The following is a 20,653-nucleotide window of genomic DNA, read 5'->3' as shown; positions in this document are numbered from 1 at the left end:
GTGTGTCTGGTTTTTGGGGGAGGCTTGTGGCGGATTGGAGGACAGCTTGGGGCAGGAAGACAAACACGTCCGGCAGGCCGTCCGGCGCGCTTTCCTTGAAAGCGACGTTGCGGGGCTCGGGGCGGGCGGGGACTGGTTTCCCGAGGATGAATACGACGCGGAAGCGGACCGCGCCCTGTCCTTGCTGCTCAGCGGGCTGTCCCTGGAGGAAGTAGTCGCCTGGACCGTGGGCACCATCGCCCGCGACTGGGGTGTGGACATCAGCCCCGGCAAGAAGCAGTTGCTGGCCGCGGCACTGGCCCCGATAGCGGCCGGCCTTCAATTTCCGGATTGACCATCGCTAGGCTTCCCGCAGCACGAACACATCAACAAGGGGAGTTTCAGTGGACAGTGATTACAACCCGGCGCTTGGGAGCAATGGGAATGCAGCGGGATCGAAGCCTGGCGGGAGATGGCCACCGCTTGGTTCGGCTCGCTGGGGGACGAGACCGTGGAGGTCGGGTTCAGCGAGGTGGGGTCCGCCGTCGGGCAGGACGTCGCCTTCGGTCACGCGGCCGTGACTTTCGCGGCGGTCTCGGGGTCAGGGGAGCGGCTGCGCGCCATGACGAACCGCTTCAGCGTGGGCCTCGGGCTGCGGGACGGCGCCTGGAAGGTGGTGCACGAACATTCCTCGCTGCCGATCGATCTGGGCAGCGGCAAGGGGATCTTCGAGCGATAGGCGCCCCGCCCGCCTGGGTCCCGTGGATGCGCCCAACACACCCGCGGGACCCCAAGCTTGGCGAAACCGGCGTTAGCCAAACACGGTCATGACAACGCGGCGCAGATGTCGAACTGCCGTCCGCTGTTCACCACGGTGCTGACCAGGTCTCCCGTGGCGGTCTTCAGGGTGAAAGCGACACTGCCGTTGTAGACAGTGGTTGAGGGTCCACCCGGATCCGTGGGGAAGAGAAGCAGCGTCCCGTACCCCTTGATCGTGTATTTTGTGACGTCGCCGCTCTCCGCCGTCTTGGTGACGGAGGCCTTCGTGTCGAACGTCACGGACCGGAGCAAGGCTCCCGTCTGGCGATCCACTGCGTAGAACTTGATCGTCGTTCCGCTTCCGGCGGTGACGGTGTAGACCACGCCATTGTGCAGGCGCGTGACGCGAAGGCCTTGGTTGCCGCCGGAGAAGGAAAGGGAAACATCGAAGTTCGGGCACGCCGGGAAAGGACCGAATATGTCCTCGGCGTTGGCCGCTTGTGGGGCGACCAGGGTCAGGCCTGCGAGTAGGGCCACTGACACGAGCGCGCGCAAGATTTTCTTCATGACTGTTCCTCAAGGGGTGCGAGGGGTTCGTTGACTGCAGCGCACCATCAGGAATTGACGGAGGAGACCGACCACCGCTTATCGATCGGGACAAGCCCTGATTGCAGCGCGTGAACGCGCTGCGGCGACATGATCACGCCGTCCTCCCCGAGGACGCTCAACGGCCTCGAAGGCACGAAGGGCGGGCTCCCCTTGCCTGCCCTTCAGCCTTCACGGTACATAGTGGACGCCCCGGTAGGGCTTGTCCAGAGCACAGGGCAGCAATCGCCGACGGCTATGGAACAGCACTAGTGATGATGGTGCTCGTGCCCCGCGTGCCCTTCCGCTCCATGCGCCCCCGCCGCGATGCCTGCGGCCTGGGCGAGGTGCTGCCAGCCGGCGTCGCTGAGCGCGTGGTAACTGATGTGCAGTTCCCCGGCGGGTCCCTTCGTCGCATCGGTGTCCCGCAGCTCGAGTGCAGCGACAAGCTTCGCGGCAGCCGTGAGGAACGCCTGGACCTGGGGATCCAGCTGGCCAGGCCACGTTGTAGCGGCGACGGCGATGCGCGCATTGCCGATCAGCGCGGCCCAGTTGCGGTCGATCTTCGGTGCCGGGCCGGTGAGGTTGGTGGCGATGCCGTGGAAGCCGACGTTATCGATATACGCAAGGGCGGCGAGGACTCCGGCAGTTCCTTCATCGTGGTTGTGAGGTTCCATGGGTGCTCTCCTCTGTCGGATTCAGGATGCTCCGCTGAGGACAGCGGTTCAAGGCCCCCAGGACCGGGAACCACAAAGCAGGTGACCCGACCCACCCCGGCCGTCAGGAATTTCCCGGCCACCCGCCGTCGTTGTCCCAAATGCGGCCGGAAACGCGGCCGCCTGAACGCAATCGAAAGGCCGGCACCGACGTGACTGTTCCCCTCTCCATCCTGGACCTGGCAATCATCGGCAAAGGCCAGACGGCGGCGGAGAGCTTCGCGGGCAGCGTCGCCATGGCGCAACTGGCCGAGCGGCTCGGCTACCGCCGGATCTGGTACGCCGAGCACCACAACATGAGCTCCATCGCCTCCTCGGCCACGAGCGTGCTGATCGCGCACATCGCCGCCAACACGGAGAGCATCCGCCTCGGCGCCGGCGGGATCATGCTGCCCAACCACTCGCCGCTGACCATCGCCGAGCAGTTCGGCACCCTTGAAACCCTGCACCCGGGCCGCATCGACCTCGGCCTCGGCCGCGCGCCCGGCAGCGACCAGAACACCATGCGCGCCCTGCGGCGGGACCCGACGGCGGCGGACACCTTCCCGCAGGACGTGCTGGAACTGCAGGGCTACTTGAGCGGGCCCAGCCGGATCCAGGGCGTCGAGGCGACGCCGGGACGCGGCACGAATGTGCCGCTCTACATCCTGGGGTCTTCCCTGTTCGGGGCGCGGCTGGCAGCCCAGCTCGGGCTCCCGTACGCCTTCGCCTCGCACTTCGCGCCCGCCGCGCTGCAGGACGCCGTCGCCCTCTACCGCCGGGAGTTCAAGCCCTCGGAACAACTCGCGGAACCCTATGTGATCGCGGGGCTGAACGTGGTGGCCGCGGATTCGGCGTCGGAGGCGCAGCAGATGCACCTCGACGTGAAGCGGGCCCGCATCTCCACCTTCTTCGGCAACGGCCGCACCTTCACCGACGACGAAGCCGACCTCATCCTCGACTCGGCCCAAGGCCAGCACGTTGCCCAGATGATGCAGTACTCGGCCGTCGGGACGCCAGAAGCCGTGCGGGAGTACCTCGACGAATTCGCCAAGCACGCCGACGCCGACGAACTGATCGTGGCCCATCAAAGCACCAGCACGCAGAGCCGCCTGCGCTCGGTGGAACTCACCGCCCGGGCCGCGGGGCTGGTGCCGGCGTAGGGACTGCCGGCACGCGTGTCGAACGCAAAGGGAGACCGGCGGACTCTTGATGCTCCCGACTTGAGCCGCGGCTCCGCGGGGCCATAGAGTTCTGCTCATCACTCGGCGCTGCGGCGCCGACCCTTCGCATCTATTCATGAATATCTTGGGGGCTCCATGGCGCGCGCCATCTCCAGGGCGCGGTTGCGCCTTGTTCTCTTACTGACCCTGCTGACCGGCATGGTCTTTGCCGGCGTCGTCCCGGCCCATGCCGCGGGAACGGCCAGCATGTCCGGGACGGTTACGGTTCCCGCGGGCGCGGACGTCACGCAGACGACGGTTTCCCTCCTGGTTGAAATGCCGGAGGGTTACACGATGCTTGATTCGGAAATCACGCCCGACGCCACCGGCGCATACACTTTCGCCGGGACGTGGCCGGGTCGGTACAAGATCATGTTCGCCAATCCGGCAACCACCGCCGTGTGGAACGGCGGAGCCCTGAGCGAGGACGCCGCCCCGTGGATCGAACTGGCGGACGGCCAGGAGATCACGGGCGTGGACGCCTCGCTCTTGCTGGCGGCATCCATCTCCGGCACGGTGACCTTCGACGCTGGCGCGGAACCGGAACCGGTGGTGGTCACTGCCTTCCTGGACGGCTCCTATGACTTCCCGGCAGCCGCGACGGCGACCGATCCCGACGGCCAGTACATTCTGGAAAACCTTGCTCCGGGTTCCTACAAACTCAACTTCATAGGCACCACCGGAAGCTACCCCTCGGTGTGGAACGGCAACAGCCTGAGCCCGGAATCCGCCCCGGTCATCGTGGTGGCCGAGGGCGCGGCAATTACCGGCGAGGATGTCTCCTTCACGGTCGACGCCGGCAGCGCCAGCATCTCCGGAACCATTACCCGGCCAGGCGGCGGGGGAGTCGAGGGCACCATGGTGCAGGTCTTCGACCTGTCAGGCATCGCGGTGTCCGTGACGAATGCTGCTGCCGATGGCACGTACACGGTCTCCGGACTTGCGGCCGGTTCCTATAAGGTGGCTGTCTTCCCGAGCCCGATCGGCAGCGATCCGCTCTGGCACGGCGGCGCCGATGAGGCCACGGCAACGCCCGTGGCGGTGGCCGGGGGAGCGGCCGTGACCGGGATCGACTTCACGCTGCCCGCCGCGGGAAGCCTGAGCGGAACGGTTTCCGGATACACCGGCGACGGACCCCTCATGGTGCGGGTCTACCCGGCCGAGAATCCCCATCCGCGCTTTGGCCCGCCCGCCGGCTTTGCCATGGTGAACCCGGATGGAAGTTACACAGTGAGTGGTCTTCCCACGGGCCAGGTCAAGGTTCAGCTCTACGGTGAGATCGGCGGCTACGCCAACCAGTGGTACGGCGGGACCATGGCCACGGCGACCACGGTGGACGTGACCGAGGGGCTGACGACCCCGGGGATCGATTTCGCTGCCGTGCCCGAGTCAGTGATTACCGGACAGGCCAAAGCACCGTTCGAACCGGACGCGACGCTCATCCGGATCCTGGACCTTGCCGGCCGCGAAATCGGTGATGCCCTTCCGGAACCTGACGGAAACTACGAAGCCTTCGGCCTGATGCCTGGTTCCTACAAGGTTGAATTTTGGGCGACCACGGAAGCCGGCACGAAGTCCTGGTATGGCGGCAAGACCCTCGCCAGCGCGGCAACGGTGACCGTCGAAGCCGGCCAGACCGTGACCGGCATCGACAGCGACGTGGTGATCAAGCCCGTGCCGCCGAAGAAACCCACCCCGCCGAAAAAGCCCACACCGCCGAAGAAGCCGGCGGAAACCCGTCCACTGGCGTCGGAAATCCGGCCCGCGGGGAACGTGACCGCCTCGGACCCGGGCGAGGTGCAGTCTGCTGCCAGCGGTGAGCTGGCCGAAACCGGTACCCCGGCGGGCCTGGCCCCGCTGGGACTGGCCGGCGGCGTGCTCGGCGCGGCCGGCGTCGTGCTCCTCCTGGCGACGCGGCGGCGCGCCCGCCGCTAGGCATCAAGGACAGGCCTGGGGCCCGGGAACCGCATGGTTCCCGGGCCGCAGGCATGCCGACGGTCGTGGGTCCCGGAGACCCGTTACGCCCCGGCAACACAAGGGCCACGCAGGCGAAACCGGGCGGGCGGAAACTGGACGCATCCACCCGGAAGGATGCCGCCCATGCCCACCCCGCTCAACCAATCCGTGGCCGATTCGGCCCTGCTGACCAAGTCGCTGCCGCTGGGCCTGCTGCGCGCATTCGTGCAGTCCAACGCGGCGGATGACGGCATCACCCCGGAACTGCTCGCGGAGCTGAGGATGCTGGCCCGCACACCCGGCCTGCTGGTGGCCTGCAACTACGGCGGAACCCTGTGCGAGGCCGAAGGGGTGTCCACCGAAACCCTTCCGCTGGGCAGCGCCGCCGTCGCGCTCCGGGCGCTCGCGGCCTTGCCGAACACGCACGCCGCCGTCATTTCCGGCCGCTCCCTGCGTGACCTGGCCGCCGTCTCGCGGCTGCCCGCCGAAGTCCACCTGGTGGGCTCGCACGGCGTGGAATTCGACATGGCCTACGCCTACGGGGTGTCCATGGGCACGGAGGCCGTCCTGCAGCAGGCCGCGGTTGCGTTGCAGGAATCCCTCGGTTTCGAAAAGGGCATCACCATTGAACGGAAGCCGGCTGCCGTCGGGGTCCGCACCAGGCCTGCGACGCCGGACGTGGTCGCCAGGGTGACCAGGCGGGCCCGCGAGATCGCGCAGGAGCTGGGCCTGTTCTTCATCGTGGACGGCTCAGTGCTGGACCTTTCGATTGTTGAACCCTCCAAGGACGCTGCCTTGGAGCAATTGCGGCAAACCCTCGGCGCGAGTGCCGCCCTGTTCGCCGGCGACGCCGACAGCGACGAACTTGCCCTGGCGACCCTGCGCGGCCCGGACCTTGGGCTGCATGTGGGCCCCGGCGAGACTGCCGCCACCCACCGCCTCCCGGACCCCGAGTCCTTCGCCAAGGTCCTGGCCATCCTGTTCGAACTTCGCCGGGCCTGGCTGTTCGGCGAGGACGCGGTGGGCCTGGAACGGCACTCGATGATCGGTAACGGAACGTCCACGGCGCTGCTCACCCCGGAAGGCAAAATCTGCTGGATGAGCCATCCTTTGCCCGATTCCGGCTCCCTCTTTGCGCACATCCTGGGCGGCGACCCCGCGGGCCACTTCAGCGTCGAGCCGGTCAAGGCCTCCCAGGTGCTCGGCCAGCGCTATGTGGACAACACCATGATCGTGGAAACCCGCTGGGCCGACCTCCTGGTCACGGACTACCTGGAGCCCGCGCCGGACGGCGTCACCAGCCTTGTCCGGGTGCTGTCCGGCGCCGGCAGCGCCCGGATCGTGTTCGCGCCGCGCCCCGATTACGCGAACGCCCCCTTCAGCATGGAGGTCCGCGGCGACGAGCTGCACGTCGTGGGCACCTCGGAGCCCATCGTCCTCTCCGCTCCCGACGTCGCCTTCACTGTCACCAGTGACGGCAAACACGGCACCGCCACCGCCGAGGTGAGCCTCGCCCACGGGCCCGTGGTCCTGAACCTGCGGTGCGGGGACACTGAGCCGGCGACGGCCGACCCCGCCGGAGAGCCCGCGCGGCGGACCGCCGTCGCGCAGCAATCCCGGCAGTGGGTCCGGGAGCTGGAGCTGCCCGCCGTGAAGCCGTCGCTGGTGCGGCGCTCGGCGCTGGTGCTGAAATCCCTGGTGCACGAGCCCACGGGCGCCGTCCTCGCCGCGCCCACCACCTCGCTGCCGGAAGGAATCGGCGGAACCCGCAACTGGGACTACCGCTATTGCTGGCTCAGGGACGGTTCCATGACGGTCAACGCCCTGGTGGACCTCGGCTCCACGGAGGAGGCTGACGGTTTTCTCCGCTGGCTGGGCCGCATCCTGGAGAACGCTCCGGGGCCCGAGTGGCTGCACCCGCTGTACTCCGTGACCGGCGCGCCCCTATCGACGGAGGCCATCATCGACACCCTCCCCGGTTACGCCGGATCGCGGCCGGTGCGGATCGGGAACGCCGCGGACCACCAGGTGCAGCTTGACGTTTTCGGGCCGATCGCGGAGCTCATCCATGGCCTCGGCAAACGCCGGCGGACGCTGCCGGACGAGCACTGGACCCTCATGGAGCAGATGGCCTCGGCCGTGCTGGCGCGTTGGCACGAACCCGACCACGGCATCTGGGAAGCCCGCCGTGCCCCGCGCCACCACACCTACACCAAGGTGATGTGCTGGGTGACCCTCGACCGGGCCATGCACACCGCCGTCCGTTTCCGCAGGCCCGTCGGCGCCGGGTGGGAAGAAACAGCCAACGCCATCCGGGAGGAGGTGCTTCGCGAAGGCTGGGACGATTCAGCGAGCTCCTACACCGTGGCGTACGACAGCCCGGACCTGGACGCCGCGGTGCTGCACATTGGACTGTCCGGCCTGCTGGATGTCCGGGACCAGCGATTCCTGGACACCGTCGCCGCCGTCGAACGGGAACTGCGTGTGGGACCCACCGTGTTCCGGTACCGTTACGACGACGGCCTGCCGGGCCTGGAAGGCGGCTTCCACATCTGCACTACCTGGCTGATCGAGGCCTATCTTGCAGTGGGGCGGATGGACGACGCCTTGGAGTTGTTCAACCAGCTCGTGGCGCTTTTCGGGCCCACCGGACTGCTGCCGGAGGAATACGATCCCGGCACGGAAACGCACCTCGGAAACCACCCTCAGGCCTACTCGCACCTTGGCTTCATCCGCTGCGCGCAGCTGCTGGACCGCTACCTTTCCACGGTGGAAGAGGAATAGAGGACCTGCCTGGACGCTTCCGCTAGGCCGGCGCCGAATACTCCGCCACCAGCGCCGTGAACGACCGGGCCGCGGGGCTGGGGTTCAAGCGGTCCCAGATCAGGTATTCGTGCCGGGCTGTCTCCTCCTTGACCGGCACGACGGCGACCCCCGCCAGCCGCGCGGCATAGCGGCTGGGCAGCAGGGTGACGGCGAGCCCGTTGAGGATCAGCTCCCGCGTCAGCTCGATCGAGCCCAGCTCGTAGGCAACCTGGCGTTCGACGCCGGCCCGGGCGAACGCGGCGTCGCTCTGCTTCCGCCCGGCCGAGGTCCGCGGGAAGTCGGCGAACGCCTCCTCGGCCAGATCCTTCAGGGACAGCTTCTTTCGCCGCGCCAGGGGGTGGTCCTCGTTGAGGACTGCGGCGAGGGTATCGCGGTTCAGTTCCCGGACGGCGACCCCCTGCACGGTGCCCTTTTCGACGCTTTCGGCCGCGAAGGTGCCGTCGAGGAGGCCGAGGAAGGCCACGTCCAGCGTGCCGGTGCGGACTTCCTGGATCATTTCCTCGCTGTTGGAGACCCTGGCCTCGAGTGTGAGTTCCGGGAAGCGGCAGCGGCACTCACGTAGCAGTGCGGGCAGTTCGACGGCGGTGAGCGTGGGGATGAAACCGATCCGCAGCTTGCCGCGCACGGCGCCATCGGCCGCGGCCGCCTCGTCCCGCGCCCGCTCCGAAGCCTCCAGGGCCGCACGGGCATGGGGCAGGAAAGCCTTGCCGGCCTCTGTCAGTTGGACCTGACGGCTCGAGCGCACGAACAGCTGCACGCCGAGCTCCCGCTCCAAGGCCGCCACCTGGTGGCTGAGCGCCGACTGCACCACGAAGTTCCTGGCCGCCGCACGCGTGAAGCTCCCCGTCTCCGCGATGCCCACCACGTACCGCATCTGCTGCAAATCCATGCATCTATTCTGCTCATTGTTCTGATGAAATCTATGTGTTGGACTCATTCATTTATCTGTAAGACCTTTGGAGCATGAGTTCATCGGTCAAGACCCTCAAGACCCCCAAGACCCTCCCGGCCCGTCCGGCGCGGAACAGCGAAAAGCCGGCCGCCCGCCGTCGAGCCCTCCCGCTCGCAGCGGTGACGGCCCTCGCCGCCTTCGCCCCGCTGGTCTGGGGCACCACCTACCTGGTGACCACTGATTTCCTCCCCGCCGGGCATCCCTTGTTCGCGGGCCTGGCCCGGGCCCTGCCCGCCGGCCTGGTGGCCCTGGCCCTCGGCCGTGCCTTGCCGAAGGGAGTGTGGCTTTTCCGGGCCGCCACCCTGGGCCTGCTGAACATCGGCTTCTTCTTCCCGCTGCTGTTCATCTCCGCCGAGCACCTGCCCGGCGGGGTGGCCGCGACCCTGGGCGCGGCCCAGCCCCTGGTTGTGGTGTTCCTGGCGGTGGCCGTGCTGAAGGAGCGGCTCCTCTTCTGGCGCCTTGCGTGGGCGGTGACCGGCGCCGCCGGCGTGGGATTCGTGGTGCTGGGGCGCTCGGCCGGGATGGATGTGCTGGGCGTGGCGGCCGGCCTGGCGGGAACGGCGTCGATGGCCCTTGGGATTGTCCTGACCAAGAAATGGGGCCGGCCCGCGGGTGTGCGGCCGATTGCGATGGTCGGCTGGCAACTCACGGCGGGCGGGCTGTTCCTGCTGCCGGTGACGCTCCTGGTGGAAGGATTCCCGCCCGTCTTCGACGCCCGCTCCGTCGGAGGCTACCTCTGGCTGGGACTGGTGGGCGGCCTGCTGGCCTACGCCCTCTGGTTCTGGGCGATCGGGCGTTTGCCGGTCACCCGCGCATCGTTGCTCGGCTTCCTTTCCCCGCTCATGGCTGCCACCCTGGGCGTGCTGCTGAAGGGGGAGAGCTTTGGTCCCCTGCAGACGCTGGGCCTGGTGCTCGCGTTCGGGGCGATGCTGCTGGGCCAGCTGGGCGGCGGGCGGCCGGGCGGGCGGCCGGGCGGCGGCCAGTCGGGCGGCGGGCGGCCGGGCGGGCGGCTTCCGCGCCCGGCGGCCTGAGCGGCCGGGGACGCTGGCCGTGCTCAGCCCACCTGGATGACAGCCACGCCGAGTTCCGAACGGTCCTGCGCCATGGCCGCGAGGGCGCCGGGCACATCGTCGAGCACCAAACGCCGCTCGATCAACGCTTCAGGCCGGAGCGCCCCGGACGCCACAAGATCCAGCAGGCCCTGGTAATCCCGGGCAGGCATTCCATGGCTGCCCAGCACGGAGAGTTCCTTGCCGATCACCGCACTCATCGGGATGACGGGTTCCCCGGGGAACAACCCGATCTGCACGTGCCGGCCGCGCGGGGCCAAGGAGAGAATTCCGACGGCGGCCGTCTCCTCCCGCCCCAGCGCATCCACCGAGACCTGGACTCCCTCCGGCGCGGCGGCCGCTATGGCGGCCAGCACCTCCTGCCGGGACAGCCCCAGCGAGTTCACCGTGTGCGTGGCGCCCAGCCGTGCAGCGCGTGCCAGGGCGGCGTCGTCGATATCCACCGCAACCACGCGGGCGCCCAAGGCGATGCCGATCATCACCGCACTCAAGCCCACACCACCGCAGCCCACCACCACGAGGGTCTCGCCGCCCGTCAGCCGGGCCTGGTGCTGCAGCCCGCGGAACGCCGTCGCGAAGCGGCAGCCAAGCAGGGCCGCGGCGCCGCTGTCCATGTCTTCGGGGATGGCAATCAGGTTGAAATCGGCGTTGTGCAGGGCGACCAGCCCGGCGTAGGAACCCCAGTGGGTGAAGCCCGGCTGGGTCTGGTCCCGGCACACCTGGCCGTTGCCCGAGGCACATTCCGGGCACTCCCCGCAGGCACAGACAAACGGTGTGGTCACGCGCTGGCCCACCTGGAAGCGGCGGACATCGGGGCCCACAGCCTCAATGGTTCCCACAAGCTCATGCCCGGGCACATGCGGCAGCGGAATTCCGGAGTCGTGGCCCAACCAGCCATGTACATCGCTGCGGCACAGCCCGGTGGCCTCCACCCGGACCACTACCCCGTTCCGGCTCGGAACCGGATCCGGGACTTCCCGGACCTCGGGCAGCTTGCCGAATTCGTCAAAGTACACCGCACGCATCCAAAACTCCTTCCAGGGCTGGCACGCCTCCGGGCGTCCCGTTCATATCCTGCCAGTTCTGCCCGCCGGGCAAACCGGGCCTGCCTGCTTTGCCGGACACAACGACGGCGCCCGCCGCCCGGGTGCGCAGCTGGCGGTGGGGTGCCGCGCCCCAACTAACTCGCAGTTAAGGTCGTTTTGAGGGCTGAAAACGACAACAACTGCGAGTCAGTTGGGCAGGGCGGTTGGCCAGAGCGGCGCATGCCCCTCAAGGGTGCAGGAACGCGGCGATGACGAGCATCGCGGGCACCGCGACCACGGTGGTGATCAGCACCGTGTCCTTCGCGATCGTAATGCCCTGCTGGTAGCGGTTGGCGGCCACGAAGACGTTCTGCGCCGTGGGGAGGGCGCCGGCGATCGTGGCCGCGAACAGGGCATGGTCATTGAGCCCGAGGATGAAGTGCGCCGCCAGGAACGCCAGCGCCGGGTGCAGGATGAGCTTGAAGGAGGACGCCAGGACGATGTCCGTCCGGCGTCCGCTCGCGGCGGAGAAGGGCCGGTTGCCGTTGAGGGACATGCCGAACGACATGAGCATGGCCGGGACCGCCGCACCGCCAATGAAGTGGATCGGCTGCAGGACCGGGTCGGGCAGATGGAGGTGGAGTGCGGAGAGCAGCAGCGCCAACGCGGACGCCACGATTACCGGGTTCTTCAGGATGATCAGGAGGAACTTCAGCAGGGGGTTCTGTTTGGCGCTGCGGCTGCCGCGGGTGGCGTCCAGGATCATCAGGTTGACCGGGTTGTAGAAGGCCAGCTGGAAGATCAGCAGGGGTGCCACGTAGCTCGCGTCGCCCAGCACATAGACGGCGATCGGGATGCCGAGGTTGGCGCTGTTGGCCTGGCTGGCGCTCATGGCGCCGATCATGGCCTCGGGCATCTTCCGCTTCAGCACGAACTTGCTGAGCAATACGTAGATGGTGCCCACGATCGTTCCGCTGATCGCCGCGGCGGCGAGCTGCGGGCCCAGCACATCCTCGAGCCTGGCCTTGGACAGTGTTTCGAAGAGGAGCGCCGGGCTGGCCACGAAGAAAGCGAGGCGGCTGAGGGTGTGCCCGGCGTTCGGGCCCAGGAGCTCGCGCCTGCCGACGAACCAGCCGACGCCGATGATCGCCCACACCACGAAGAAGCCCGAAAGTACCTCGATCACGGCAGGGTTCCGGGAGTGCTTGGTGGAATGCCGGGAAGGGTCACCGTCCCAGCGTAATCAGATTTATTCGCGGGGGCGGAGCCGGGCGGGTGGATTCCCGTTATGTGGACGCGGGGCGGCAGCCTAGAGCCGCTCAGTGCTGGCGGGCGTTGCTCAGGGCGTGCGGCGGGCGCAGGAGCCCCGGCGTGTGGCCCTCGGCGGGATCGCTGCCGAGCTGGAGGATCTTGTTGTTGCGGTCCACGTGGACCACCTTCGGCTCGTAGGCCAGGGCTTCCTCGGTGGTCATCTCCGCGTAGGTGATGAGGATGACGACGTCGCCCACGTGCACCAGGTGCGCGGCAGCGCCGTTGATCCCGATGACGCCCGAACCGCGCTCGCCGGCGATGGTGTAGGTCTCCAGCCGGGCGCCGTTGGTGACATCGACAATCGACACGAGCTCGCCGGGCAGGATGTCCGCAGCGTCCAGCAGATCGAGGTCCACGGTGACGGAGCCGACGTAGTGGAGATCGGCATGGGTGACCGTGGCCCGGTGGATCTTGGACTTAAACATTGTGCGGTTCATAACGGCTCAAGTTTAGCGCGGGCCACGACAACCGATCTGTGATGTGGATTACGCCCGGTCCCGGGCCGCCCGCTGCACCCTGCGCTTCACGAGCATGCCGTAAGCGACAAAGAGCTTCGGCACCACAAAGTACACGGCAGCCGGAACCACCAGCAGGGTCAGCAGGAGTGCGCGGAGCACCGGGTGCCAGCTCTCCATGAAGGGGCCGAGCAGGAGCATTCCGACGCTGACCAGCGGGAAGATCGCCAACCAGGTAATGAAGGCCCGGATGTGGATGGAGGGTGCGTGCGGGGGGGCGGGCGTTGCCGGAGTTTGTGCAGCGGAGGGCTGCAAGCTGTTCCCTGAGGTGGTCATGAAATCTCCAACCAACTAGTTGTTTTTTTGAATGAGACCAGCGTAAGGGCGTTCGGTTAAATCTGCAACCATCTAGTTGGAATCTGTTAAGGTGGATGCATGGCATGGGACAAGGAACGAACCAAGAGCCTGTTGCTTGCGGCTGCCACAATTGAATTTTGCCGCTATGGACTGGCCGGTGGAAGAGTGGACCGGATCGCCAAGATCGCCGGTGTCAACAAGGAACGCATCTACCAGTACTTCGGTAAGAAAGAGCAGTTGTTCGACGCGGTCGTCGCCTCCCAGCTCAGGCTCGTGATGGACGAGATCCAGATTGAAGGCGAAGGCCCCGAAGCCATTGCCGATTACGCGGGCCGTCTCTTTTCGCGGCATTGCGCCGACCCCACTTTGCCCCGCCTGCTCTTCTGGGAGGGGCTGGACCGCGGCGAATTGATGGTGGACCGGGAAGCGCGCGAGGCGAACTCTGCGCACAAGATCGCGCGGGTCATGGAGGCGTTGCCCGGGGTCACCGAAGAAGATGCCGCGGATTTGCTCCTGACCATCATCGCCCTGTGCGACTCCTGGGCCGTCCTGCCCGAAATGGACGGACTCTTCGCCCGCGAAGGGTCCGGACGCGCGGAGCGGCGGCGTGTCGCCGTCGTGAATACCGTCAGGATGGCGGCGCAGGCACTGATTTCCGACGACGGCGGGCCGGCGGCCGGCCGCTGACCACGCGCCAGGAGCCTTACGCCTGCTTCCGCAGCGTCCTGCCGATGATCGCTTGGGTGAGGGCATCGACCGCCTCGGCGTTCGCCAGCGGATTGCGGATCAGGGTGAAGTCCACGTCGCCCACGGGCGGGAGGTCGAAACGGTGCGTGATGACCTTCAGGTCCTCCGGAACGAGCGACGACGGCATGACAGCGACGCCGATACCCGCCCGTACCGCTGCGAGGACTCCCGCGATCTGCTTGGTGGAACAGGTCACCCGCCAGGTACGTCCCTTGGCCTCGAGGGCGTCGATGGCGAGTTTCCGGCTGATGCTCGGCGCGGGGTAGCAGATGAGGGGCACCGGGCTCCGGGGATCGAGCGCGGTCTGCTCCAGGCCTACCCAGTCGAAGCTGTCCTTCCGGACCACGGTGCCGTCCTTGGCCTCGCCCACCCACTTCACGAATACGAGATCCAGTTGGCCGGCATTGAGCCGGCGGTACAACTGGTCGCTCTGGCTGACCGTGAGCTCCAGGTTCACCTGCGGATATAGCTGGCGGAACTCGCGCAGGATCCGCGGCAGGCCGGTGATGGCGAGGTCGTCCGCCGTGCCGAAGCGCAGCCGGCCGCGCATCGCGGACCCGGAAAAGTAGCGCGCGGCGTCGTCGTGGGCAGCCAGGATGCTGCGGGCGAAACCGGCCATGGCATCCCCGTTGTCCGTCAGCCGGACGTCCCGCGTGTCCCGCGCCACGAGCGATCGCTTGGCCGCGGCCTCGAGCTTCCGCACGTGCTGGCTGACAGTCGGCTGTGCCAGGCCCAGACGCTCGGCGGCCTTGGTGAAGCTCAGGGTTTCCGCCACGGCCAGGAAAGAGCGGAGTTGCACGGGATCGAACAGCATTGGATCGGACACCGGACTCCTCGACGGGCCAAGGCCTCACCACCTCATTGCGGAACGCAATAGGAGTTATAAGGCCAATACGCTTCCATGATTACCGCGGTCAACCCTAGCGTTAAAGGCATTCCAGTGAAACCACCCAAACCGAATCCTGCCTGAACCAAACGCTTGAATGAGGACACTCCCTTGGCACCCCCTCCACCCTCCGAGGCAACCGTCGGCCACTCCGCCATCAACTCCCTAAGCTCCGCCGCCCGCGACGCCGCCCGCGACCCGGACAGCGTCACCCAGCCGATCGCCCTGGTCAGCGAACGCCTGCCCTGGCGGCACACTTTCATCTCCCTCCGGATCCACAACTTCAGGGTCTTCGCGATCGGCCATTTCGTGGCCGTCATCGCGCTGTGGATGCAGCGCATCGCACAGGACTGGATGGTGCTGCAGCTTTCCGGCTCCGTCACCGCCGTCGGCATCACTGTCGCCCTGCAGTTCTTGCCGTCCCTGGTGCTTGGCCCGTGGGGCGGCATGATCGCCGACCGCTTCGCCAAGCGCCGCATCCTCATGCTCTGCCAGAGCGTGGCCGCCGCGCTCGCAGCGACCCTCGCGGTGCTCTCCCTCAGCGGCGCCGTGCAGGTGTGGCACGTCTACGTCATCGCGTTCATCCTGGGCCTTGTCACCGTGCTCGACCAGCCCGCCCGCCAGGTCTTCGTCAACGAACTCGTCGGACCCACCTACCTGCGCAACGCGATCAGCGTCAACTCCACCACCTTCCAGCTCGGCGGCCTGATCGGCCCGGCCCTCGCAGGCGTGCTGCTGAACGCAGTCGGACCGGGCTGGGCCTTCGCTGGCAACGCCCTGGCCTGCTGCTCCACCATCACCACGCTGCTGCTGCTCCGCAAGGGCGAGCTGCACCTCAGCAAGCCGGCGCCCAGGCGCAAGGGCATGCTTGCCGAGGGCCTGCGTTACGCGCTCCGCAAGCCCACCATCTACTGGCCGTGGCTCATGGCCGCTTTCGTGGCGGTGTTCGGGATGAGCCTGCCGGTGCTGCTGGCCGCCTTCGCGGACCACGTGTACGAGGCCGGTGCCGGAGGCTACGGCCTGCTGAACGCCCTGGTGGCGCTCGGTGCGCTGTGCGGGGCGATCGCTTCCGCCCGACGGCGGCAGTTGCGCCTCCGCTCCGTGGTGCTGGGCGCGGGCATGTACGGGCTGATGCTGTGCCTCGGTGCGCTGGCGCCGTCGATGCCGTGGTTCGGTGCGGCGATGGTCCTTTCGGGATTCTGGTGCCTGATGTTCCTCACCGCCGCCAACCAGTTGGTGCAGACCAGCGCCAACATGGCCATCCGAGGCCGGGTCATGAGCCTGTACCTCGTGGTGCTGATCGGCGGCCAGGCGATTGGCGGGCCGATGATGGGTTGGCTGGCCGAACACCTGAACCCGCACCTGGCCATCCTGGTGGCAGGCGGGGTGCCGGCGCTCGCAGCCGCAACGGTCGCCGTCGTACTGGCCCGGAAGTCGGCGCTGCAGCTCAAGGTGGACCTGAAGAACCGGCGCCGCTTGGTGCGGATCGTGCCGCGGCCCGCGTAGGGGCCTCGGAACCGGCGCAAAAAGGAACACCCCGGTCCGAAGACCGGGGTGTTCCTGTGTGGAGCTGTGTGGAGCGGGCGACGGGAATCGAACCCGCGTATCGAGCTTGGGAAGCTAGCGCTCTACCATTGAGCTACGCCCGCATTGCCCGGCCTGTTGTCGAAGACTGAGCCGGAGCAGATCCCAGCTTAGCGCAGATCACAGGCGTGTCTTGCCAGACTCACCGGAGGCACGACACGCGGCAGCAATCCGGGCCTATTTGAAGAGCTTCATCGGCGCCCAGCCGCTTCCGGCGGGCTGCGGAGCGGCCCAGCTGCCGCTGCGGAAGCCGTAGTGGCTGAGCGTGCCGTCCGTCCTGCGGGCGAGGAGGCCGCGCGTCCCCAGCCCGGCATAGCCGAACGCGGGTGCCACCGAAGTCATCACCTGCCAGCCGCCGCCGATGGTGGACGGGTAGGCGATGCCGCCCGCGCCGTTCCCCTTGTAGTACAACAGGGCGCCGCCGGGCAGCTGCGCGAGGACATCGTTGTTGCCGTCGTTGTTCCAGTCGGCCAGCGTAATCCCGCGGCCGGCCCACCCCGGACCCATCGAGGCGAAACCACCGAGCGCCCCGCCGGAACTGTTCGCGTAGTAGCGCAGCCCGCCGTCGGGCCTGTAGCCGAGCACGCCGGGATACTTCTGGCTCCGGGAGAGCTTGCCCACGGTGATGGTCATGTCCGCCCAGCCCCAGCCCACGCTCCGCAGCCCGTCGAACCCGCCGCCGGGCCGGCCCCGGTACAGGCCGAGCACGCCGTTCTTCCACTGCGCGAGGATGTCGTAGACGCCGTCCGCGTTCCAGTCCACCACGAAGCCCTGCTTGAGGTTCGACCAGCCGCCGCCAATGGTTGAGCGGTAGCGGTAGCTCCCGCCCTGCGGTGCGGAGTAGAGAAGCAGGTGCCCGGCGGAGTCCGCGGCCAGCAGCTCCGAACCGCTCTTGATGGTGGCCCCGGCCGCCGGGTTGCCGGCGAAATAGTGCTCAAGGGTGGGGAAGCTGCGGGCACGCATGTCAGCGGCGATGGTGGGGCCGACGTAACGCAGGTGCCAGGGTTCGTAGCTGTAGCCGGTGGTGCCGGAATAGCCGTTGGGGTAGCGGACGATGAAGCCGTAACGGTACGCGTTCGCCGCCACCCAGCGTCCGGCCGGTGTCTCGCCGAAGCACGTGGACAGGCCGCAGGAGCCGCCCGCGTTGCCGACGTCCACCGCCAGGCCCGTCTGGTGTTCGCTGTAGCCGGGCTTGGCGGAGATGGTGTCCGCGTAGGCCTGGCCGTAGGTGCGGACGTAGTAGTCGTACAGGCTGGCCTGGGTGTCGTAGGAGCGGTAGGCGCTGACCACCGCCAGGCCGTGCCCGGCGTTCGACGCCCCGGTGAAAAGCGAATCCAAGGCGCTCGCCGCCTGCGCCCGCAGGTAGTAACCGCTGCCCCGGACGCTGACGAGGTCACCGGGGGCGTAGCGCAGCGGGTTGAGCGGATGGGACTTGTTGACCAGCACCGCTGTGCTGCCGGCAGTGAACACCGGGGCCAGGCTCGGCAGGGGATTGACGGTGGCCGGGGCGGCGCCTGCAGCCCGGGCGGCGGGCACGACGGCGGTGCGCGCCGGCGCTGCGGGTGCCGTCGCCGGGGTGCCCAGCAGCAGGGCCGCGCACAGCGAAACGGCGAGCGGCAAGCGGACCCTGGCCCGGCGTCGTCGGACCCGGACCTGGCTCGTGTGGTGGGAGGCAGGCATGAACAGTCCCCTTCTGTTGCGGCCCGGGAACTCTACCGCACTACGGGTTCCGATGTAATAAAGATTCGGTTAAGGCACGCCCCAACGGTGTCCCGCCGGGGCGGCCCTGCCTATCCTGAAACGGATAGCTGTGCGTCATGGGGAACCGGGCTACATCGTTTTGTCGCACATTGAAGGGGATCCCATGGCATTCGCAGAGCACGAAGTACTGATCGGCCGCGACGCCATGAGTGTCTACCTTTTCCTCGTGGACGGGCTGAACAACCCGCTGTGGCGCGACGGCATCCGCAGTATCTCCCTCCGCTCCGGCAAGGCCGGCGAGAAGGGTGCCGTGTACCAGCAGACCCTGCTTGGCCCCGGCGGGCGGCCACTTGCCGCCGACTTCCAGATTGTCGAGGCGCGGCCCGGCGCGGAGGTCCGCTTTGAGGTTGTTGCCGGCCCCGCCCGGCCCCTCGGCGGCTACTACCTGAGCACGGAGGGCACGGGCACCCGGCTCCGCTTCGCGCTGGAGCTCCATCCGAAGGGCCTCCAGAAGCTCATGGGCAGCATGATCCAGAAAACGATGGAAGCCGAAGTGCTCCAGCTGGAAAAGCTGAAGAGCGTGCTTGAAGAGGAGAACGCCGCGTAGGGCCGACGCGCTACTGCGCCAGTTTCAGGCTTCCCCAGCCGCTGGAAACCGTGGTGACCGTGGTGAACTTTCCGCTGCTGAGGTCCCAGTATTCGACCGTCCCGTCCGCGGTCAGCCCCGCGATGCCCGTGGTATTCAGGCCGGTGACATCCCGTAGGGAACGCAGGCCGGTGTAGTCCGTCCACCCTGTGCCGACAACGGGCCGGGTCTCCGCCTTCGGTGCCGGCACGCCACTGCCGCGGTAGAGGCGCAGGCTGCCTGTGCTTTCCACGGCGAGCAGGTCCTGCAGGCCGTCGGCGTCGTAATCGACCATGGCCAGCCGCTGCCCCGGAACGGTGACGCCCAGGCTGCTTGCGGCGCCCAGGGCCGTCAGGCCCCGGTTCGGGTACAGGTACAACTGGCCCTTGGAGTTGGTGGCCAGGATCTGCGGCAGCCGGTTGTTGCCGCACCAGGTGCCCACCGCCATGGTCATCGACTGCCAGCCGCCGGCGGCCAGTTGCACCGGGGCCGCGAAGCCGCCGTCCACCAGGCCCGGGTAGAGCAGGAGCCTGCCGTCGAGCTGTTGGGAGAGCACGTCGAAGGCCCCGTCCCGGTCCCAGTCCGTCACCATGAGTTCCTTGGCCCCGGTGAAGCCCGTGCCCACGGCACGCGCCGGCCCGAAGCTTCCATCACCGAGCGCCGGGTAGTCCCGCAGCTTCCCGTAGGGGTCGACGGCGACCAGGTCGCCCGGTCCGCGGACCGCGGCGTCAGTGAGGTCCCAGGTGGGCGGCTGCTGCTTCACGAGGGGCGTGCACGCATCCGCCGCCGGCGGGGTGGGCGGCGTGACGGGACCGCCCGGGCGGTTCACCGTACCGGCGGGGAGGGTGCTGTAGCCGAAGAGGTTCACCACGCCCCACATGGTGTAGCGGTTCGGGGTGGTCTGCCAGTTTCCGTCCGTGAAGGTGACCCCGACGCCGATCACGTTGAAGCGCGGATCCCGCAGCATGGCGTCGTGGGCGGGTGAGCTCTTCCACCAGTCGACCAGTTTCGCGGCGTCACGGTCCCAGCGCACTGCGATCACTTCGCCTGCGCCCCGGTCCGGGTTCAGTGCGCGGGGGTCGAGCCAGAAGTTCGCCCGGTGCTCGATCACCTCGCGGGTGGCGATGTTGTCCGACCAATCCTGGGACAGCGATGCCACGGTGGGGTGGTACTTCACCGGGTTGAGTTTCAGGGATGCCCGGTAGCTGTTGATGGCGTTGAAGACCGCCAGCACGGCGGCGGAGTTGTCGTCCTTCACGAGGGCCTGGGGAGCGAGCTGGGTTACCTCCGCCGCCCGGACCGCCGTGAAGGACTCCGTGGGCCCCTCGTCCGAAGCGGAAGCGGTCTTGGCGGCCGGGGTGTTTGCTGCGGCCTTGGGGGCCTTGGTCTTCGCGGCCGGGAGCGGGTCCGGCCCCCACAGCGGCGGGATGCTCGGAACCTCCGGCGGCGCCCCTGCCGGGGATGTAGGCCGTTGGGCGGGCTGCTCCGGGACCGGGGAAGCCGACGATGACGGAGCCGACGCGGATGGGGTGGGTGACGCTCCGGGCGCCGGGGTTTCCGGCGAGGGGGTCGGCGCGGCGGTCGTCGACGCACCAGCGGAAGGCACGCCAGCGGAAGGCGACGCTGAACCCGAAGGCTGCACGGCGGAAGCAGCCCCCTCGGAGGGAGCGGGGGAGGACGTGGCGCTTGCCGCAGTCGTCGGGCTTCCCGATTGGAGCCCGGCAAGGGACGAGCCGCCCAGAACGGTGGTGGCGATCAGGCAGGCCAGAAGGGCGGCCCCAGCTGCCGCAGTTCGTTTCACTATTCACCAGCTCGCGTCGTGCCACCCAGCAGGCAGCGGCGGATTATGGTCCCGGACTATAGTCGCAGACTTCCGCGGACGCCATGCCTGCACGGAACCTACGGTATTTTTGATGC

Annotated in this window: 19 protein-coding genes and 1 tRNA gene; 9 read left to right on the top strand and 11 right to left on the bottom strand. The window is 68.0% G+C overall.

Annotated elements, in window-relative coordinates:
• The first annotated feature begins 46 nt into the window (after positions 1-46).
• Complete coding sequence (locus ACN9M4_RS18185) at positions 47-334, top strand: hypothetical protein (RefSeq protein ID WP_426300381.1); 288 nt, start codon at positions 47-49, stop codon at positions 332-334.
• Between the two features lie 117 nt (positions 335-451).
• Positions 452-718: a nuclear transport factor 2 family protein gene (locus ACN9M4_RS18180; RefSeq protein WP_426300379.1), complete on the top strand. Its 267-nt coding sequence runs from the start codon at positions 452-454 to the stop codon at positions 716-718.
• Positions 719-804: 86 nt separating this feature from the next.
• Here the strand turns inward: ACN9M4_RS18180 and ACN9M4_RS18175 are convergent, their stop codons facing one another.
• On the bottom strand, positions 805-1,305 hold the full coding sequence (locus ACN9M4_RS18175) for a hypothetical protein (RefSeq protein ID WP_426300377.1): 501 nt from the start codon (positions 1,303-1,305) through the stop codon (positions 805-807).
• A 287-nt stretch (positions 1,306-1,592) separates the two neighbouring features.
• Positions 1,593-2,000: a hypothetical protein gene (locus ACN9M4_RS18170; protein WP_426300375.1), complete on the bottom strand. Its 408-nt coding sequence runs from the start codon at positions 1,998-2,000 to the stop codon at positions 1,593-1,595.
• A gap of 191 nt (positions 2,001-2,191) precedes the next feature.
• On the opposite strand from ACN9M4_RS18170, the gene ACN9M4_RS18165 reads away from it, so the two are divergent.
• From ACN9M4_RS18165 to ACN9M4_RS18155, 3 genes are all read left to right on the top strand, one after another.
• Positions 2,192-3,181, top strand: a complete 990-nt coding sequence (locus ACN9M4_RS18165) for an LLM class flavin-dependent oxidoreductase (RefSeq protein ID WP_426300373.1) — start codon at positions 2,192-2,194, stop codon at positions 3,179-3,181.
• 156 nt (positions 3,182-3,337) lie between these two features.
• A complete protein-coding gene (locus ACN9M4_RS18160) occupies positions 3,338-5,176 on the top strand; it encodes a hypothetical protein (RefSeq protein WP_426300371.1) in 1,839 nt (612 codons plus the stop codon).
• Between the two features lie 165 nt (positions 5,177-5,341).
• On the top strand, positions 5,342-7,981 hold the full coding sequence (locus ACN9M4_RS18155; RefSeq protein WP_426300369.1) for a trehalase-like domain-containing protein: 2,640 nt from the start codon (positions 5,342-5,344) through the stop codon (positions 7,979-7,981).
• Between the two features lie 22 nt (positions 7,982-8,003).
• Here ACN9M4_RS18155 and ACN9M4_RS18150 read toward each other — a convergent pair whose 3' ends face one another.
• On the bottom strand, positions 8,004-8,912 hold the full coding sequence (locus ACN9M4_RS18150; protein ID WP_426300367.1) for a LysR family transcriptional regulator: 909 nt from the start codon (positions 8,910-8,912) through the stop codon (positions 8,004-8,006).
• Positions 8,913-8,986: 74 nt separating this feature from the next.
• Between ACN9M4_RS18150 and ACN9M4_RS18145 the strand changes: the two genes are divergently transcribed.
• The gene (locus tag ACN9M4_RS18145) at positions 8,987-10,006 is read left to right on the top strand and encodes an EamA family transporter (RefSeq protein WP_426300365.1); all 1,020 of its coding nucleotides are present in this window, start codon (positions 8,987-8,989) and stop codon (positions 10,004-10,006) included.
• 23 nt (positions 10,007-10,029) lie between these two features.
• Here ACN9M4_RS18145 and ACN9M4_RS18140 read toward each other — a convergent pair whose 3' ends face one another.
• The 4 genes from ACN9M4_RS18140 to ACN9M4_RS18125 form a co-directional block, all read right to left on the bottom strand.
• Entirely contained in the window at positions 10,030-11,070 is a 1,041-nt protein-coding gene (locus tag ACN9M4_RS18140) for a zinc-binding dehydrogenase (RefSeq protein WP_426300363.1), read from the bottom strand.
• A 247-nt stretch (positions 11,071-11,317) separates the two neighbouring features.
• On the bottom strand, positions 11,318-12,256 hold the full coding sequence (locus tag ACN9M4_RS18135; RefSeq protein ID WP_426300361.1) for an AEC family transporter: 939 nt from the start codon (positions 12,254-12,256) through the stop codon (positions 11,318-11,320).
• Positions 12,257-12,389: 133 nt separating this feature from the next.
• Positions 12,390-12,818 carry an aspartate 1-decarboxylase gene (gene panD, locus ACN9M4_RS18130; protein WP_426300359.1) on the bottom strand — a complete coding sequence of 143 codons (429 nt, stop codon included), beginning with the start codon at positions 12,816-12,818 and terminating at the stop codon, positions 12,390-12,392.
• Between the two features lie 48 nt (positions 12,819-12,866).
• Positions 12,867-13,172 (bottom strand): hypothetical protein, encoded by a 306-nt coding sequence (locus ACN9M4_RS18125; protein WP_426300357.1) that lies wholly within the window; start codon positions 13,170-13,172, stop codon positions 12,867-12,869.
• Positions 13,173-13,271: 99 nt separating this feature from the next.
• Between ACN9M4_RS18125 and ACN9M4_RS18120 the strand changes: the two genes are divergently transcribed.
• Positions 13,272-13,880 carry a TetR/AcrR family transcriptional regulator gene (locus ACN9M4_RS18120; protein ID WP_426300355.1) on the top strand — a complete coding sequence of 203 codons (609 nt, stop codon included), beginning with the start codon at positions 13,272-13,274 and terminating at the stop codon, positions 13,878-13,880.
• A gap of 16 nt (positions 13,881-13,896) precedes the next feature.
• On the opposite strand, the gene ACN9M4_RS18115 is transcribed toward ACN9M4_RS18120, so the two are convergent.
• The gene (locus ACN9M4_RS18115; protein ID WP_426303528.1) at positions 13,897-14,751 is read right to left on the bottom strand and encodes a LysR substrate-binding domain-containing protein; all 855 of its coding nucleotides are present in this window, start codon (positions 14,749-14,751) and stop codon (positions 13,897-13,899) included.
• Positions 14,752-14,937: 186 nt separating this feature from the next.
• Between ACN9M4_RS18115 and ACN9M4_RS18110 the strand changes: the two genes are divergently transcribed.
• A complete protein-coding gene (locus ACN9M4_RS18110) occupies positions 14,938-16,332 on the top strand; it encodes an MFS transporter (protein ID WP_426300353.1) in 1,395 nt (464 codons plus the stop codon).
• A 69-nt stretch (positions 16,333-16,401) separates the two neighbouring features.
• On the opposite strand, the gene ACN9M4_RS18105 is transcribed toward ACN9M4_RS18110, so the two are convergent.
• Both ACN9M4_RS18105 and ACN9M4_RS18100 read right to left on the bottom strand, forming a co-directional pair.
• Positions 16,402-16,475 (bottom strand) — tRNA-Gly (locus ACN9M4_RS18105).
• A gap of 112 nt (positions 16,476-16,587) precedes the next feature.
• Positions 16,588-18,090 (bottom strand): D-alanyl-D-alanine carboxypeptidase family protein, encoded by a 1,503-nt coding sequence (locus ACN9M4_RS18100; protein WP_426300351.1) that lies wholly within the window; start codon positions 18,088-18,090, stop codon positions 16,588-16,590.
• A gap of 184 nt (positions 18,091-18,274) precedes the next feature.
• On the opposite strand from ACN9M4_RS18100, the gene ACN9M4_RS18095 reads away from it, so the two are divergent.
• Positions 18,275-18,718, top strand: a complete 444-nt coding sequence (locus tag ACN9M4_RS18095; RefSeq protein ID WP_426300349.1) for a hypothetical protein — start codon at positions 18,275-18,277, stop codon at positions 18,716-18,718.
• A gap of 10 nt (positions 18,719-18,728) precedes the next feature.
• On the opposite strand, the gene ACN9M4_RS18090 is transcribed toward ACN9M4_RS18095, so the two are convergent.
• Complete coding sequence (locus tag ACN9M4_RS18090; RefSeq protein WP_426300347.1) at positions 18,729-20,537, bottom strand: CAP domain-containing protein; 1,809 nt, start codon at positions 20,535-20,537, stop codon at positions 18,729-18,731.
• Between the last annotated feature and the right edge of the window lie 116 nt (positions 20,538-20,653).

Origin of the sequence: Arthrobacter sp. R-11 (genome assembly GCF_049913155.1) — a bacterium.
Lineage (GTDB): Bacteria > Actinomycetota > Actinomycetes > Actinomycetales > Micrococcaceae > Arthrobacter.
The sequence above is the reverse complement of the archived record's forward strand: the minus strand, read 5'-3'. Positions and strand labels throughout refer to the sequence as shown.

Coding starts and splice junctions, on each gene's coding strand:
- ACN9M4_RS18095 (WP_426300349.1), top strand. CDS start 18,275: ATGGCATTCGCAGAGCACGAAGTACTGATCGGCCGCGACGCCATGAGT.
- ACN9M4_RS18140 (WP_426300363.1), bottom strand. CDS start 11,070: ATGCGTGCGGTGTACTTTGACGAATTCGGCAAGCTGCCCGAGGTCCGG.
- ACN9M4_RS18170 (WP_426300375.1), bottom strand. CDS start 2,000: ATGGAACCTCACAACCACGATGAAGGAACTGCCGGAGTCCTCGCCGCC.
- ACN9M4_RS18125 (WP_426300357.1), bottom strand. CDS start 13,172: ATGACCACCTCAGGGAACAGCTTGCAGCCCTCCGCTGCACAAACTCCG.
- ACN9M4_RS18100 (WP_426300351.1), bottom strand. CDS start 18,090: ATGCCTGCCTCCCACCACACGAGCCAGGTCCGGGTCCGACGACGCCGG.
- ACN9M4_RS18180 (WP_426300379.1), top strand. CDS start 452: ATGGCCACCGCTTGGTTCGGCTCGCTGGGGGACGAGACCGTGGAGGTC.
- ACN9M4_RS18160 (WP_426300371.1), top strand. CDS start 3,338: ATGGCGCGCGCCATCTCCAGGGCGCGGTTGCGCCTTGTTCTCTTACTG.
- ACN9M4_RS18150 (WP_426300367.1), bottom strand. CDS start 8,912: ATGGATTTGCAGCAGATGCGGTACGTGGTGGGCATCGCGGAGACGGGG.
- ACN9M4_RS18145 (WP_426300365.1), top strand. CDS start 8,987: ATGAGTTCATCGGTCAAGACCCTCAAGACCCCCAAGACCCTCCCGGCC.
- panD (WP_426300359.1), bottom strand. CDS start 12,818: ATGAACCGCACAATGTTTAAGTCCAAGATCCACCGGGCCACGGTCACC.
- ACN9M4_RS18155 (WP_426300369.1), top strand. CDS start 5,342: ATGCCCACCCCGCTCAACCAATCCGTGGCCGATTCGGCCCTGCTGACC.
- ACN9M4_RS18120 (WP_426300355.1), top strand. CDS start 13,272: ATGGCATGGGACAAGGAACGAACCAAGAGCCTGTTGCTTGCGGCTGCC.
- ACN9M4_RS18175 (WP_426300377.1), bottom strand. CDS start 1,305: ATGAAGAAAATCTTGCGCGCGCTCGTGTCAGTGGCCCTACTCGCAGGC.